Consider the following 13,520-nt stretch of genomic DNA (forward strand, 5'->3'; position numbering starts at 1 on the left):
CCGTGCGCAGCGAACCGTTCCGGCATGCAGCACCGGAACGGTTCGCGCTGAACGAGAACGCATCCGCATGCGGCCGCACTGCCGTGCCGCATGCGCGATATCGAACCGATTTTCGGGAGTGAATCAGTGAAGAAAACTTCTCTTGCCCTGCTCGTGTCCGTGGTCTCCCTGGCCGCCTGCTCGAGCGCGTCCGGGCCGACGTTCAATGCCTACGAACTGCAGCCGAGAAACGGCGTGCGGACGTTTCGCGTCGATTGTCACGGCATCCTGTCGAGCGAAAAGACCTGCATGAAGGTCGCGACGCGCATGTGCGACACGCAGCCGGTTCGGCGGGTCGATTCGGAGGCGCCGTTCCGCGACGGCGCGGATCCGCGGTCGATCGAGTTCCAGTGCGGCGCGGCACCCGCGCCGCTTCCGGCGCCGGTGGCGGCGGAACCGGCCGCCGCGGAAAAGGTCAGCCTGACCGGCGACACGTATTTCGCGACCGACTCCGCAACACTGACGCCCGCCGCGCGCGCTTCGCTCGACGCATTGCTGAACCGTCAGGGGGACCGGCATTTCTCGTTGGTGAAGGTGACCGGCTATACCGACTCGGTCGGCTCGGATGCACACAATCTGGCGCTGTCGATGCGCCGCGCGGAGGCGGTCGGGTCGTATTTGCGCGAGCATGGCGTGAACGCGGATTCCGTGACGGCCACCGGAAAGGGGGACGCCGATCCGGTGGGCTCCAACGAGACCCCGGAAGGGCGGGCGAGCAATCGACGCGTGGAGATCCTGCTGCAGAAGTAGCGGGTGGGGGCCGCGAGCGGACCGGCGAAGGCGGCCGGCTCGCGGCCGCATCGTCGCCATGATGATCAAGGTTGGTCGCGCGCGGCAGCCGATGCCGGCTCCGCTGCCGTCGCGCTCCGCGTCGATCATGGCGAACCGGGACAGCCGGCGCCGGACCGAACGCGGAGCGTATGACCGCCGGGCTTCCCGATCCTGTACCCTGTCCATGTCTTTCGCGCGTTCCGCGGCAGTCGTCGGCATGACGACCGCCGTGCGTTCCATCACGATGTGCGCGGTCAATCGGCGCCGTGCCCCCGGTCGGCAGCAAGTCGATCCGGTTGCAGACCTCCAAGGCAAACATGGAAATCAAGTGGATCGAGGATTTCATCGCCCTCGCTCAATATCAAAGCTTTTCCCGGGCGGCGGAGTTCCGCAACGTCACGCAGTCGGGCTTCAGCCGTCGCATCCAGTCGCTCGAGCAATGGATCGGCGCCGAACTGATCGACCGCAGCAGTTTCCCGCCGGTACTGACGCCGGCAGGGCGGCTGTTTCGCGAGACGGCGGAAGACGTCCTCAGCCGCCTGTTCGACACACGCGCGATCATCCGCACCGAGCAGCGCATCGCGGGCAAGAGCCTGCAGATCGCGGCGGGCCATACGATCGCGCTGAATTTCCTGCCGTCCTGGCTCAAGGCGCTTGCGCCGCATTTCGGCGAGGTGCGGGCACGCGTCGTTCCGACGAATGTCCACGATTCGATCCTGATGCTCGTCAACGGCAACTGCGAGCTGATGTTCGCCTATCACCATCCGGAGCTGCCGCTCCATCTGGACCCGGTCAGGTACGAACACGTGACGGTCGGCCTCGACACGTTGATGCCGGCCTGCCGGCCCAACCGCCGGTCGGCGCCCGCATTTCGCCTTCCCGGAACGAAGCAGCACCCGCTGCCGCTGATCTCCTATACGGACACCAGCTACTTCGGGCGCTGCCTCGCGTTGCTGCTCGATCGCGCCGCGGTTGCGCCGGCGTTGCAGCTGCACTATGAATCCGACATGGCCGAAGTGCTGAAAAAGCTCGTGATGGAAGGCGAAGGCGTGGCGTGGCTGCCGCGGAGTGCGATCGCCGCCGAGCTGGCGGCCGGCGAACTCGTGCCGGCCGGGCCGGCGGCATGGAACCTCGAAATCGAGCTGCGCGTCTATCGCGACGCGTCCAATCGCAGCGAGTTCCTGGAGACGCTCTGGCAGCATCTGCGCGCCGAACCGTCGCGGCGCGGCTAGGGTTTTCCCGCCTTATGCGAGTCTCGCATACCGCCATGATGTACCGGCATCATGGTCTGTTCGGCCGTCCCTACCATTCGTTCCAACGGCAAATGTGACGCGCGGCCCGCGTCGCGCGGCCCGTCGCCTGCCGGCGGTCGGGCCTCACCCAAGGACGGATGGACATGAAAAATCGGCTTACCTTAAGCATCGCAATCGGCATGGTCCTCGGCGTCGCCGCCGGCTATGCGTGTCACACGAGCATCGCGGACCCGGGCACGCTCAAGACGGTCGCAGGGTACTTCTCGATCGTGACGGACATCTTTCTTCGGCTGATCAAGATGATCATTGCGCCGCTGGTGTTCGTGACGCTCGTTTCCGGCCTGGCCGGCATGGACAGCGGCGAAGACGTCGGGCGCATCGGCTTGCGCTCGGTTGCGTGGTTCGTCTGCGCATCGCTGGTTTCGCTGGGCCTCGGCCTCGTCATGGCCAACGCGTTGCAGCCCGGTGCCGGCCTGAACCTGACGGAAGCCGCGGGCGAGGCCAACCTCGGCCTGAATACCGCGGCACTGAACGCCAGGGACGTGATCACGCACGCGTTTCCGACCAGCCTGCTCGACGCGATGGCGCGCAACGACATCCTGCAGATTCTCGTTTTCTCCGTCTTTCTCGGCATCGCGCTGAGCGCGCTGAAGCACGATCCGCGTGTCGGCATCGTCATCCGGTCGATCGACGGCATGGTGCCGGTGATGTTGCGCCTGACGAACTACGTGATGCGCGCGGCGCCGCTCGGTGTCTTCGGTGCGATCGCGTCGTCCGTCGCGCTGCGCGGGCTCGACGTGATCTACACGTACGGCAAGCTGATCGGCGCGTTTTATCTCGGGCTGCTCGTCCTCTGGACGATCCTGATCGGCGCCGGATACCTGTTCCTCGGGCGGCGCGTCGGCGCGTTGCTGAAGGCCGTGCGCGAACCCGCGTTGATCGCGTTTTCGACCGCCAGCAGCGAAGCGGCGTATCCGCGCCTTACCGAGCAGCTCGAGAAGTTCGGTGTCGACAAGAAGGTCGTCGGTTTCACGCTGCCGCTCGGTTATGCATTCAACCTGGACGGCTCGATGATGTATCAGGCGTTTGCGGCCCTCTTCATCGCACAGGCGTTCGGCGTGCACATGCCGCTTTCGCAGCAGGTGTTCATGCTGCTGATCCTGATGTTGAGCAGCAAGGGCATGGCGAGCGTGCCGCGCGGATCGGTGGTCGTCGTCGCGGCCGTCGCGCCGATGTTCCATTTGCCGGCGGCAGGCGTGGCCATGATCCTGGCGATCGACCAGGTGCTCGACATGGGCCGCACGATGACGAACGTGATCGGCAACAGCGTGGCGACGGCCGTGATCGCGAAGTGGGAGGGCGCGCGCGCCGCGCAGCCGGACAGCGCCGCGTTCGATCCGCGGGAGCTGAACGCATGATGCACCGGGACATCGCGGGTACGGGACGGACGTTCGGCGTGGTCGGCGGCCTCGGGCCGCTGGGAAGCGCCGACGTCTTCTTCAAGCTGGTGAGGGCGACGCCCGCGTCGTCCGACGAGGATCACGTCGACCTGATCTTCGAGCAGCACCCGTTCAGGGGTTCGGGTTCGGGCAGCGCGGCGACGACGGCGCGCAAGCTGTACGTATTCGACATGATCCGCGCGTTCGAGAAACGCGGCGTGACGACCGTGGTGCTGCCGTGCTTCCTGAGCCACACCTTCATCGACGAACTGAAGGCCAATACGCGCCTGCCGATCGTGGACATCGTCGAAGCCGTTCGCAGCCACGTACAGCGCACGTATCCCGGCGCCATACGCATCGGCGTGCTGGCTTCGGACTACGTGCGGGCCGACGGGCTGTTCGACCGGTATTTCCCGGCGCCGCAGTTCGAGATCGTCCATCCGCGGCCGCGCGGCGATGTCGATCCCGTCACCGAGGCGATTTACGGGGCGGACGGCATCAAGCGCGGCAATCTTCGCGGCCGGCCGGTCGAGCTGCTGCGCGACGCATGCGAGGATCTGGCGGACCAGGACGCGCAGGTCATCGTTCCGGGGCTGACGGAGATCGCGCTCGTGGCGGACGAAATCGGGCCGCTGCGGATACCGCTGATCGATTCGAATCTCGCGTATGCGCAGTACGCGGTTTCGACCCGATGCGCGGCCCGTGCACCGGTATTCAAGATCGGGGTCGTCGGTGGCGTCGGGCCGGCCGCGACGGTGGACTTCCTGGACAAGATCGTTCGAAACACGCCGGCTTCGCGCGACCAGGAGCACATCAAGCTGCTGGTCGAACAGAATCCGCAGATCCCGGACCGGACGGCGAACCTCGTCGGTGACGGTACCGACCCCACGATTTCGCTGTATGCGACGTGCAGGCGGCTCGAGGACGGGGAGGCGGATCTCATCGCGATTCCATGCAATACCGCGCATGCGTTTGTCGAGCGGGTTCAACCGCACCTCGGCATTCCGATCGTGAACATGCTGACCGTGACGGCCGCCCATTTGCGCGATGCGTATCCGGGGCTGCGCGAGGTCGGCGTGCTGGCAACGTCGGGCACGATCGAAAGCGGCGTGTACGAAAAGGCACTCGAATCGTATGGATTCCGACAGGTCGCGCCGGCGCCGGCACTGCAGGCGCGCGTGATGGAAGCGATCTACGGCGAGCGGGGTGTGAAGGCCGGCTTTACGACCGGCCAGTGCAAAGCGGACATCGGCGCCGCCGTCGACGCGCTGATTGCCGACGGCGTCGACGTGATCGTTCTCGGCTGTACCGAGCTGCCGATCCTGCTGCCGGGCCGCGAATATGTCGCGCCGAACGGTGGGCGTGCGACGCTGGTCGATCCGACCGATGTGCTCGCGCGTCAATGCGTGGCGTATGCGACGGCTGCCGGTGCTTGAGATTGAGCTTGAGCTTGAGATTAGGCGGCCGCGCCGCCTTCGACGCGGCGGCCGGCGGGTGTCGGATGTGCCGCGTGGTTCGGGCGGCGCAGGCGTGGATCAGCCGATGCCGGTCTTGTGCGATTCAACGACGACCGCGCACGTGACGAAGCAGTTTCCCGAGGCCGACAAACCGGGCGCCCGGTAACGGGCGCCACGTCAGTGTCTGAGTACGCAAACAGCGACGATTTCGTATCCGGGGTCGGCATGCAGGTGCGCCGCCATTTCCGCTTCCTCATACGAACGAAACGACGTGGCATCCTCAACCGCCGGTGCCATGCCGATATCGCCATCCTCGGCGGTGCACAGGAACTGCTCGCCGGTCTTCACGACATAGACGGACAACATGATTCCCTCCATCGTTTGCAGGGGGAAATTTCAGTCTAGCAGGCCGGAAAAGGGGCGCGGGCGGTTTGCAGCGCCTGTTTCCGCGAGGCTGTCGCCGGAGGGTTTGCCGCGTCGGATGTCAGCCTGGCATGCGACGGGAGCGGAAAGCCGTGCACAATACCGGCATGCAGACCCCAGATCTCGAACACCTCGTCACCGTCACCATGCCCTTTGGAAAGTACAAGGGCCGACTCATTGCCGACCTGCCCGGGCCTTACCTCAACTGGCTGGCGCGCGAAGGGTTCCCGCGCGGCGAAATCGGCCGGCAGCTTGCGCTGATGCATGAAATCGACCACAACGGCCTGCGCGACTTGCTGGAGCCGTTGCGCAAACGCGGATAGCGTCGCTCGGTGCCGAACGGCTTCGCATGCGGCACCGGCACTGGCCCGCGCGCACCTACTGTGTTGCCGTTGCTGACATAGAATGGAAAGCGTAGTCGACGGCACAAAGGGGTGCCAACATGAGACGCCTTTATTTCCTCGTACCCGATACGCAGATGGCCAAGGCCATCGTCGACGATCTATTGCGCGCACGTATCATCTGGCGCCATATTCACGTCCTCGCCGATCACAGCGTCACACTCGATCAGTTGCCCGAAGCATCGTTGCTGCAAAGCAGCGATGTCGTGCATGCGCTCGAGCGCGGCGTCGCGCTTGGCGGCGCGGCGGGTGCACTGATCGGCCTCGTCGCGCTGGTATTTCCCCCGGCGGAACTCGTGATCGCGGGCGGCGCCGTTGTCGGGTTGACGCTGGCGGGAGCGGGTTTCGGCGCGTGGACCGCCGCGATGATCGGCATCGCCGAGCCGAACGCGCGACTCCAGCGATTTCGCGAGGCCATACAGGAAGGCCAGATCCTGATCATGGCCGATGTGCCGGCATTGCGAGAGCAGGAAATCGAGGAGATGGTCGCCAGGCATTTTCCGACGGCGGACCTGGAAGGCGCCGAGCCCACGACACCGATCTTCCCCTGACGCGCGACAGCAAGCCGGCCTGCCCGATACCCGGGTTCATCGACGCATTTCGTCGAACGCACGGCCGCGCGCGGAGAAGGGCGTTCGCCTGTTGCGCCCGCAACCCTGCTTCCGGATCGCTCGAGTGACGCAGGCCCGACGCGCGTGACGCCCTCGGAACCGAAGCGCCGGCGACGAAGCGTCGGCAAGGAGGTCGTATGGAACTGCACATGCAATCGCACCATTGGGCGCGTCGGACGCCGGACTGGGTCGCCGCCGCCGTGGCCGGTCTCGCAGGCGGTGCGCTGGTGATCGCGCTGGAATTCGTCTGGTCGACACTCGTGCTCGGCTCGAGCCCGTGGCAACCGACGCACAAGATCGCGGCGATGGTGATGGGCCGCAGCGCGCTCGGCCAGATGACGCAATTCAACCTTGAAATCGTCGCAATGGCGCTGCTGCTGCACTATGTGCTCGGCGCGATCATGGGGGTGATGCTCGCGGCGATCATGGCGCCTTTCCGCTTCGATTCGAGCGTGGGCATGGAAGCCGCCATCGGGCTGGCGTTCGGGATCGTTGCGTATGGGTGGAACTTCTACGTCATGACGGCCGTGTTCCCGTGGTTCGTCTCCGAGCGGGGTGCCGGGCCGTTGCTGGCCAACCTGTTGTTCGGCGTGGTTGCGGCCATCACCTACGGCAGGCTGGAGCGAGTGCGCAAGCACAACGTGGACGACTGATACATCGCGTTTCCCGCCGCGCCGAGGCTGACCACCCGGCATTCGCGGGAGACACGGAACCCGGCGTCGGCGGCGCCGGCGAGTGATATGCAGCGAGGCGGCCTATGGCCCTTGCGATTGCCCTGGTCCTGATCATCCTGTTGGCGGTGGGGTTTCACTTTGCCAGTCCGTGGTGGATCACGCCGATCGCATCGAACTGGGTGCGCATGGACGACATGCTGACGATCACGCTCGTCATCACTGGTGCATTCTTCGTCGCCATCAACCTGTTCATCGTCGTCGCACTGGTGCGCTATCGGCACCGCAGCGGGCATCGCGCGGCCTACGAGCCGCACAACCGCCGGCTGGAATGGTGGCTGATCGGCCTGACCGCGATCGGCGTGGCGGCGTTGCTGGCGCCGGGGCTGTTCGTCTACGCGGACTACATCCGGCCGCCGCGCAACGTGCTGCAGATGGAAGTGCTCGGCCAGCAATGGCAATGGCGTTTCCGTTTCGCGGGCCCAGGCGGCAAGCTGGGCACGACGGACGTGCGCTACATCAGCAACGACAACCCGTTCGGCCTGAACCCCGCCGACCCCAACGGCCGTGACAATTACCTGATCGAGACGCCCGAGGTGCACCTGCCGCTCAACCGGCCGGTCCAGGTGCTGACGCGCTCGCGCGACGTGCTGCACGACTTCTACGTTCCGCCGTTTCGGGCGCGGATGAACATGGTGCCGGGCATGGTGACCACCTTCTGGTTCACGCCGACCAGGGCAGGGCGCTACGACATCCTGTGCGCGCAGCTCTGCGGGATCGGGCACTCCGGCATGCGCGGCGTGGTGGTCGTGGAAGACGAAGCCGCGTTCTCGCGCTGGCTGGCGCAGCAGACCACCTTCGCGCAGCAGCAACTCGCCCACGTGCAGGCAACCGCCGCCGCTGCCGGCGGCAGCGCGCACGCACTCGCCGAACTGGGCAAGACGCTCGCGGCGGCCAAGGGCTGCGTCGCCTGCCATACCGTGGACGGCAGCCCGCTCGTGGGCCCGACCTGGAAGGGACTGTACGGCAAGACCGAAACGATGGCCGACGGCAGCACCGCGAAGGTGGACGAAGCCTATCTGCGCGCGTTCATCCGCAATCCGGCGGCGCGGGTCGTGAAGGGGTTCTCGCCGATCATGCCGCACTTCGACCTGAGCGACCAGGAACTGTCCGCACTGGTGGCATATATCGAGGCGCAAGGCGGGCCGCCTCCGGCCGGTACCGCGGCCAGGCAATAGCGGAGCAGAAACCATGACCTACGCGCACGGCGACCACGCCCCGCAGAGCTTCTGGACCCGCTATGTCTGGAGCCAGGACCACAAGGTCATCGCGGTGCAGTACGCGATGACGGCCATCGCGATCGGGCTGGTCGGCCTCGTATTGTCCGACCTGATGCGGCTGCAGCTCGGCTTCCCGGGCAAGTTCGCGTTCATCGACGCGAACCACTACTACCAGTTCGTCACGATGCACGGGATGATCATGGTGATCTACCTGCTGACGGCGCTGTTCCTGGGCGGCTTCGGCAACTACCTGATCCCGCTGATGCTCGGCGCGCGCGACATGGTGTTCCCGTTTCTCAACATGCTGAGCTACTGGGTCTACCTGCTGGCCGTGCTGGTGCTGGTGGCGAGCTTCTTCGTGCCGGGCGGGCCGACCGGCGCGGGCTGGACGCTGTACCCGCCGCAGGCCATCCTGCCGGGCACGCCGGGCGTCGAATGGGGCATCGTGCTGATGCTCGTGTCGCTGGCGATCTTCATCGTCGCGGCGACGATGGGCGGCCTGAATTACGTGACCACCACGCTGCAGGCACGCACGCGCGGCATGACGCTGATGCGCATGCCGCTCACGGTGTGGGGCATCTTCATCGCGACCATCATGGCGCTGCTGGCGTTTCCGGCGCTGTTCGTGTCGGCGGTGATGATGCTGTTCGACAGGACGCTCGGCACCAGCTTCTTCGTGCCGGCCGTGGTGTCGATGGGGCAGACGCTCACGCATACCGGCGGCAGCCCGCTGCTGTTCCAGCACTTGTTCTGGTTCTTCGGGCATCCGGAGGTCTACATCGTCGCGCTGCCGGCCTTCGGCATCGCGTCGGACCTGATCAGCACGCACGCGCGCAAGAGCATCTTCGGCTACCGGATGATGGTGTGGGCCATCGTCGTCATCGGCGCGCTGAGCTTCGTGGTCTGGGCGCACCACATGTTCATCGCCGGCATGAACCCGTATTTCGGTTTCTTCTTCGCCACCACCACGCTCATCATCGCCGTGCCGACCGCCCTCAAGGTCTACAACTGGGTGCTGACGCTGTGGCGCGGCGATATCCACCTGACCGTGCCGATGCTGTTCGCCATCGGCTTCATCAGCACCTTCGTGCTGGGCGGGCTGACCGGGCTCTACCTCGGCAACGTGAGCGTGGACATCCCGCTGTCGAACACGTATTTCGTGGTCGCACACTTCCATATGGTGATGGCCGTGTCGCCGATCCTGGTGGTGTTCGGCGGCCTCTACCACTGGTACCCGAAGGTGACGGGCCGCATGCTCGACGACACGCTCGGGCGCGCGCACTTCTGGATCACCTTCGTCGGCACCTATGCGATCTACTTCCCGATGCACTATCTCGGCATCCTCGGCATGCCGCGGCGGTATTACGCGTACCAGGGCTACAGCTTCATCCCGCATTCGGCGCAGACGCTCAACACGTTCATCACCGTCGTCGCGCTGATCGTCGCGGCCGCGCAGTTGCTGTTCCTCTTCAACCTGGCGTGGAGCCTCGTGCACGGCCGGCGCGCCGACGGCAACCCGTGGCGGGCCACCACGCTGGAATGGCAGACGCCGCAAACGCCGCCCGCGCACGGCAACTGGGGCGCGGCGCTTCCCGTCGTCTACCGCTGGGCATACGAATACAGTCCGCCGGGGCAAGAGGAAGATTTCGTGCCGCAAAACCAGCCGCCCGCGACGGTGCCTGAACCGGCCCACCCGGCGCTTCACCCCGGCGAGGCTCACGAATGACCACGCTGCCGCGCCCCTTCGTTCACGACGCGCGACCCGGCTTGCCGAATGCGGGGCGCACCGGCCTGATCGTCTTCATGGCGGTCGCGACGACGTTGTTCTCGCTGTTGCTGCTCGCCTATGCGATGCGCATGCGCGAGCCCGACTGGCAGCCGATCCCGCATCCGGCGCTGCTGTGGTGGAACACCGGCGCGCTGGCGCTGGCCAGCGTCGCCATGCAGCGAGCCCGGCAACCGGCCTTGCACCGCACCGCGTGGCTCGTGTGCGGCGGCGTGCTGGCGGCCGTGTTCGTGGCCGGGCAACTGACCGCCTGGCACCTGCTGTCGGCTGGCGGGCAGACTGTCGCGGTCAATCCGTCGAACAGCTTCCTCTACCTGCTTACCGGCCTGCACGGATTGCATGTGCTGGGCGGGCTGGCGGCATGGGCGGTGACGATCGCGCAGCTCCGGCGCGCGGACCCGTTCCGGGCCCGGCGGGTCATCGATCTGTGCGCGCTCTACTGGCATTTCCTGCTCGCGGTGTGGCTCGTGCTGCTGGCGGCGATGTGGTGGCTGACCCCCGGGATCGTCGCCGCCGTCTGCGGGCCGTTGTATGGAGCTGCGCCATGACCGCGCCCACGGCCCCCACCGGACCCGCCGCCGGTTCGCCCGCGGCCCCGCCTGCCGATGCGTCATCTGCCGACACCCGGCCCGACGGCTGGCGCGGCATCGTCACGGACTGGTCGGCCGATCGTGAAGCCTTCAAGGTGCCGTGGGGCAAGGCGATGATGTGGATCTTCCTGTTGTCGGACACGTTCGTCTTCAGCAGTTTCCTGATCGGCTACATGACGGTGCGCATGTCGACCACGGCGCCGTGGCCCGATACCGCGAAGGTGTTCGGGCTCAGCGTGGGCGGCGTGGAGGTGCCGTTGCTGCTGATTGCGATCATGACGTTCACGCTGATCAGCAGCAGCGGCACCATGGCGATGGCCGTCAACTTCGGCTACCGGCGCAACGCGAGGCCCGCCGCCGCGCTGCTGCTGGCGACCGCGCTGCTGGGCGCCACCTTCGTGTCGCTGCAGGCGTTCGAATGGAGCAACCTGATCTTCCGGGAAGGCATCCGTCCGTGGGGCAATCCGCTGGGCGCGGCGCAGTTCGGCGCGTGCTTCTTCACGATCACCGGGTTCCACGGCTTTCACGTGACCTGCGGCGTGATCTACCTGCTGCTGATCGCACGCAAGATCCTGCAGCCGGGGTTCACCGAACACGGCAACTTCCAGATCGTCGAGATCGCCGGCCTGTACTGGCACTTCGTCGACCTGGTGTGGGTGTTCATCTTCGCGCTGTTCTACTTGTGGTGAGGCAGGCCATGGACCATACCGATCCCGCCGATCGACCCGACGCCGCGCACGGCCAGCAGCATCCGATCGGCCTCTACCTGAAGATCTGGGGCCTGCTGTTCGTGCTGAGCACGTTGTCGTACCTGGTCGACTATTTCAACGTGCAGGGCCTGTTGCGCTGGGTACTGATCGTCGTGCTGATGATCGCCAAGGCCGGGCTGATCGTGTCGATCTTCATGCACATGATGTGGGAGCGGCTGGCGCTGGTGTACGCGATTCTCGTGCCGCCGCTGTGCCTGCTGGTGCTCATGGTGCTGATGGCGGCCGAGGCGCATCACACGTTCGGGATGCGGGAAATGTTTTTTCGGTGATTCGTTCGCAAGGCGGTTCGCAGCGGATGAACGTGTCGCGGCGCGACGGGCACGGTGACGGGCCGCGGTTGTGCGCCGGGCGGCGTCGCGGCATCGGAGGATGTCGGTCATCCGGCCACGCAAACATCGAGGAGGGCAAGATGAAGTTTTCACGCCGACGTTTTATTGCTGCCACCACCGTTCTGGCATCCGCGCTGGCCGTTGGGCGCCGCGCGGCCGCGGCAGATGCCGCGGCCGGTGCCGGTGCCGGTGCCGTGCAGGAAACGGATGCAAACGCCCAGGCCCTCGGCTACAAGACGGATGCAAGCCGGGTCGACCATGCGAAATTCCCGAAATTTCACGCGGGCGAGGCTTGCGCGAATTGCCAGTTCTTCCAGGGCAAGACCGGTGCGGCGATGGCGCCGTGCGCCATTTTCGGCGGCAAGCAGGTCAATGCGAAAGGCTGGTGTGGCGCTTACGCGAAAAAGGCGTAGCCGGGCAGGGGCGAGCGGGTGGCCGGGATACGTGATGCCCGGCCCCCCATGGCTGATCGGACTCGAGCCACGCACCCGGCGCGACGCGAAATCCGGATGGCAGGCAAGGGTCAGAGATCGCCGCGCACTTCACCGGTTCCGAGCGCGGTCCGCTGCCGGTTGACTTCCGCCCAAAGCGCGTCGCTGTCGTCATTGCGCAACTGGACCATCCAGTCCAGTTGATCGTCGGTCACGTCGAAGTATTCCAGGATTTCCCGGCGAACCCCATCGACGAACTGCGCGAATTCCGGGGTTGCCTGGGCCTGCGCGTGCAACGCGTCGTATTCCGCGTCGTCCGCGCCGCCGCCGTGCTCGTCGATGTAGCGCGAGATCCACTGGTCTATTTCGCGGTCGTAGTCGGCTTCGGCGCGCATCGCTTGCACGGCCGTGTAGAAATCCAGTTGGGCAAACGCGGCGATCGCCGCCGTTGTCGCCTCGTCGAAGGTAGTCGTCATTCCATCTCTCATGTTGGTCAGCGCGCATCATCGCACGGGCTGCACCCGGGCAGGTGCGTTGGATCCGGACGGCGCAACACACGGCATGTGTGCCGAAGTCCGACCCGGGCACCGGCACCATTTTCGGAAGGGGGATGCCTCCGCCGGATAGCTCGTCGGCGGTATGTTACCGGCTCGAAACGACCCGGAGCGGTCAGCCGGTCGACACGGAATCATCGGCTGCTGGAAATCACGTCGCTCATGTATTGATTCAGGTCGCGAAAATCCTGAACGGTCCAGGCATGCGGTGCCAGCTTGACGCCGTTCTCCCGCAAGGTTCTCGGAATCAGGTCCCCGTTCGGGCGAAGTATTACCGATGAAACGATGACGCCTGGATAATCATGGAGCCGCTTCTTGAACGCGGCAGTCGTGAGGTCGGGCGTGGGGGGATTGCTTTTCCCGGCCAATGGCCCGGTGCCCTTGATATCTGCGCCATGGCACATCGCGCATCTCTGTATGAAGAGATTTTTTCCGTTGATGTTTTGCGAGAAGGCGAGTGAAGGCTGAGTCAACACCCACGCTCCCAGCAAAGTGATGAGCCATGCTCTTGCTTTCATTTTCCTTGTCGTATCACGCGGATTGCCCGGCCGGGGAGTATAAACGCGTTATCGCGGAATGGGCCGCGCCTCCAACCGCCATCCCATGCCGCCCTCAGGGCGTCATGGAAAACTGTATGAATGTACAGTATAGTGTCCGTCGAAATCGGGCCGCACAGGTGCAACCCTTGCGGCGCGTGCGCCGCGCCTGCGGGCAT

At 65.6% G+C, this 13,520-nt stretch carries 16 protein-coding genes; 13 read left to right on the forward strand and 3 right to left on the reverse strand.

Translation table 11 applies throughout. The features are described 5' to 3' along the window. Window positions 1-126: 126 nt before the first annotated feature. The 4 genes from AB3K92_RS01950 to AB3K92_RS01965 all read left to right on the forward strand — a co-directional run bounded on the left by AB3K92_RS01950 (window position 127) and on the right by AB3K92_RS01965 (window position 4,938). Entirely contained in the window at window positions 127-789 is a 663-nt protein-coding gene (locus AB3K92_RS01950) for an OmpA family protein (protein ID WP_369464630.1), read from the forward strand. Window positions 790-1,127: 338 nt separating this feature from the next. Further along, window positions 1,128-2,042, forward strand: a complete 915-nt coding sequence (locus AB3K92_RS01955) for a LysR substrate-binding domain-containing protein (protein WP_059492872.1) — start codon at window positions 1,128-1,130, stop codon at window positions 2,040-2,042. 164 nt (window positions 2,043-2,206) lie between these two features. Continuing rightward, window positions 2,207-3,481, forward strand: coding sequence for a dicarboxylate/amino acid:cation symporter (locus tag AB3K92_RS01960; protein WP_059555921.1), 1,275 nt, complete (start codon window positions 2,207-2,209; stop codon window positions 3,479-3,481). Next, the gene (locus AB3K92_RS01965; protein WP_369464631.1) at window positions 3,481-4,938 is read left to right on the forward strand and encodes an amino acid racemase; all 1,458 of its coding nucleotides are present in this window, start codon (window positions 3,481-3,483) and stop codon (window positions 4,936-4,938) included. The genes AB3K92_RS01960 and AB3K92_RS01965 overlap by 1 nt, the downstream gene beginning before the upstream one ends. Window positions 4,939-5,136: 198 nt before the next feature. On the opposite strand, the gene AB3K92_RS01970 is transcribed toward AB3K92_RS01965, so the two are convergent. Then, the gene (locus AB3K92_RS01970) at window positions 5,137-5,325 is read right to left on the reverse strand and encodes a hypothetical protein (RefSeq protein ID WP_021156550.1); all 189 of its coding nucleotides are present in this window, start codon (window positions 5,323-5,325) and stop codon (window positions 5,137-5,139) included. A 164-nt stretch (window positions 5,326-5,489) separates the two neighbouring features. Here AB3K92_RS01970 and AB3K92_RS01975 point away from each other — a divergent pair, with 164 nt between their 5' ends. From AB3K92_RS01975 to AB3K92_RS02015, 9 genes are all read left to right on the forward strand, one after another. Continuing rightward, window positions 5,490-5,705, forward strand: coding sequence for a DUF3820 family protein (locus tag AB3K92_RS01975; protein ID WP_027792801.1), 216 nt, complete (start codon window positions 5,490-5,492; stop codon window positions 5,703-5,705). A 119-nt stretch (window positions 5,706-5,824) separates the two neighbouring features. Then, window positions 5,825-6,334 carry a hypothetical protein gene (locus AB3K92_RS01980; protein ID WP_027792800.1) on the forward strand — a complete coding sequence of 170 codons (510 nt, stop codon included), beginning with the start codon at window positions 5,825-5,827 and terminating at the stop codon, window positions 6,332-6,334. A gap of 197 nt (window positions 6,335-6,531) precedes the next feature. Next, window positions 6,532-7,047, forward strand: a complete 516-nt coding sequence (locus tag AB3K92_RS01985) for a hypothetical protein (protein WP_059675462.1) — start codon at window positions 6,532-6,534, stop codon at window positions 7,045-7,047. A gap of 104 nt (window positions 7,048-7,151) precedes the next feature. Beyond that, window positions 7,152-8,303: a c-type cytochrome gene (locus tag AB3K92_RS01990; protein ID WP_369464374.1), complete on the forward strand. Its 1,152-nt coding sequence runs from the start codon at window positions 7,152-7,154 to the stop codon at window positions 8,301-8,303. A gap of 13 nt (window positions 8,304-8,316) precedes the next feature. Beyond that, a complete protein-coding gene (gene ctaD / locus AB3K92_RS01995; RefSeq protein WP_059710616.1) occupies window positions 8,317-10,071 on the forward strand; it encodes a cytochrome c oxidase subunit I in 1,755 nt (584 codons plus the stop codon). Further along, the gene (locus AB3K92_RS02000) at window positions 10,068-10,679 is read left to right on the forward strand and encodes a cytochrome c oxidase subunit 3 (protein WP_060223694.1); all 612 of its coding nucleotides are present in this window, start codon (window positions 10,068-10,070) and stop codon (window positions 10,677-10,679) included. Before ctaD ends, AB3K92_RS02000 begins: the two co-directional genes overlap by 4 nt. Beyond that, window positions 10,676-11,410 carry a heme-copper oxidase subunit III family protein gene (locus AB3K92_RS02005; RefSeq protein ID WP_059492867.1) on the forward strand — a complete coding sequence of 245 codons (735 nt, stop codon included), beginning with the start codon at window positions 10,676-10,678 and terminating at the stop codon, window positions 11,408-11,410. Before AB3K92_RS02000 ends, AB3K92_RS02005 begins: the two co-directional genes overlap by 4 nt. 8 nt (window positions 11,411-11,418) lie before the next feature. Further along, window positions 11,419-11,760 carry a cytochrome C oxidase subunit IV family protein gene (locus tag AB3K92_RS02010; RefSeq protein ID WP_059710613.1) on the forward strand — a complete coding sequence of 114 codons (342 nt, stop codon included), beginning with the start codon at window positions 11,419-11,421 and terminating at the stop codon, window positions 11,758-11,760. Window positions 11,761-11,900: 140 nt separating this feature from the next. Then, complete coding sequence (locus tag AB3K92_RS02015; RefSeq protein WP_369464375.1) at window positions 11,901-12,233, forward strand: high-potential iron-sulfur protein; 333 nt, start codon at window positions 11,901-11,903, stop codon at window positions 12,231-12,233. A 110-nt stretch (window positions 12,234-12,343) separates the two neighbouring features. On the opposite strand, the gene AB3K92_RS02020 is transcribed toward AB3K92_RS02015, so the two are convergent. After that, the gene (locus AB3K92_RS02020; protein ID WP_059621337.1) at window positions 12,344-12,727 is read right to left on the reverse strand and encodes a hypothetical protein; all 384 of its coding nucleotides are present in this window, start codon (window positions 12,725-12,727) and stop codon (window positions 12,344-12,346) included. A 212-nt stretch (window positions 12,728-12,939) separates the two neighbouring features. Beyond that, complete coding sequence (locus AB3K92_RS02025; RefSeq protein WP_081058196.1) at window positions 12,940-13,323, reverse strand: cytochrome c; 384 nt, start codon at window positions 13,321-13,323, stop codon at window positions 12,940-12,942. Window positions 13,324-13,520 lie beyond the last annotated feature (197 nt).

The sequence above is a fragment of the Burkholderia sp. Bmkn7 genome, assembly GCF_041103175.1.
Classification (GTDB): Bacteria; Pseudomonadota; Gammaproteobacteria; order Burkholderiales; family Burkholderiaceae; genus Burkholderia; species Burkholderia cepacia.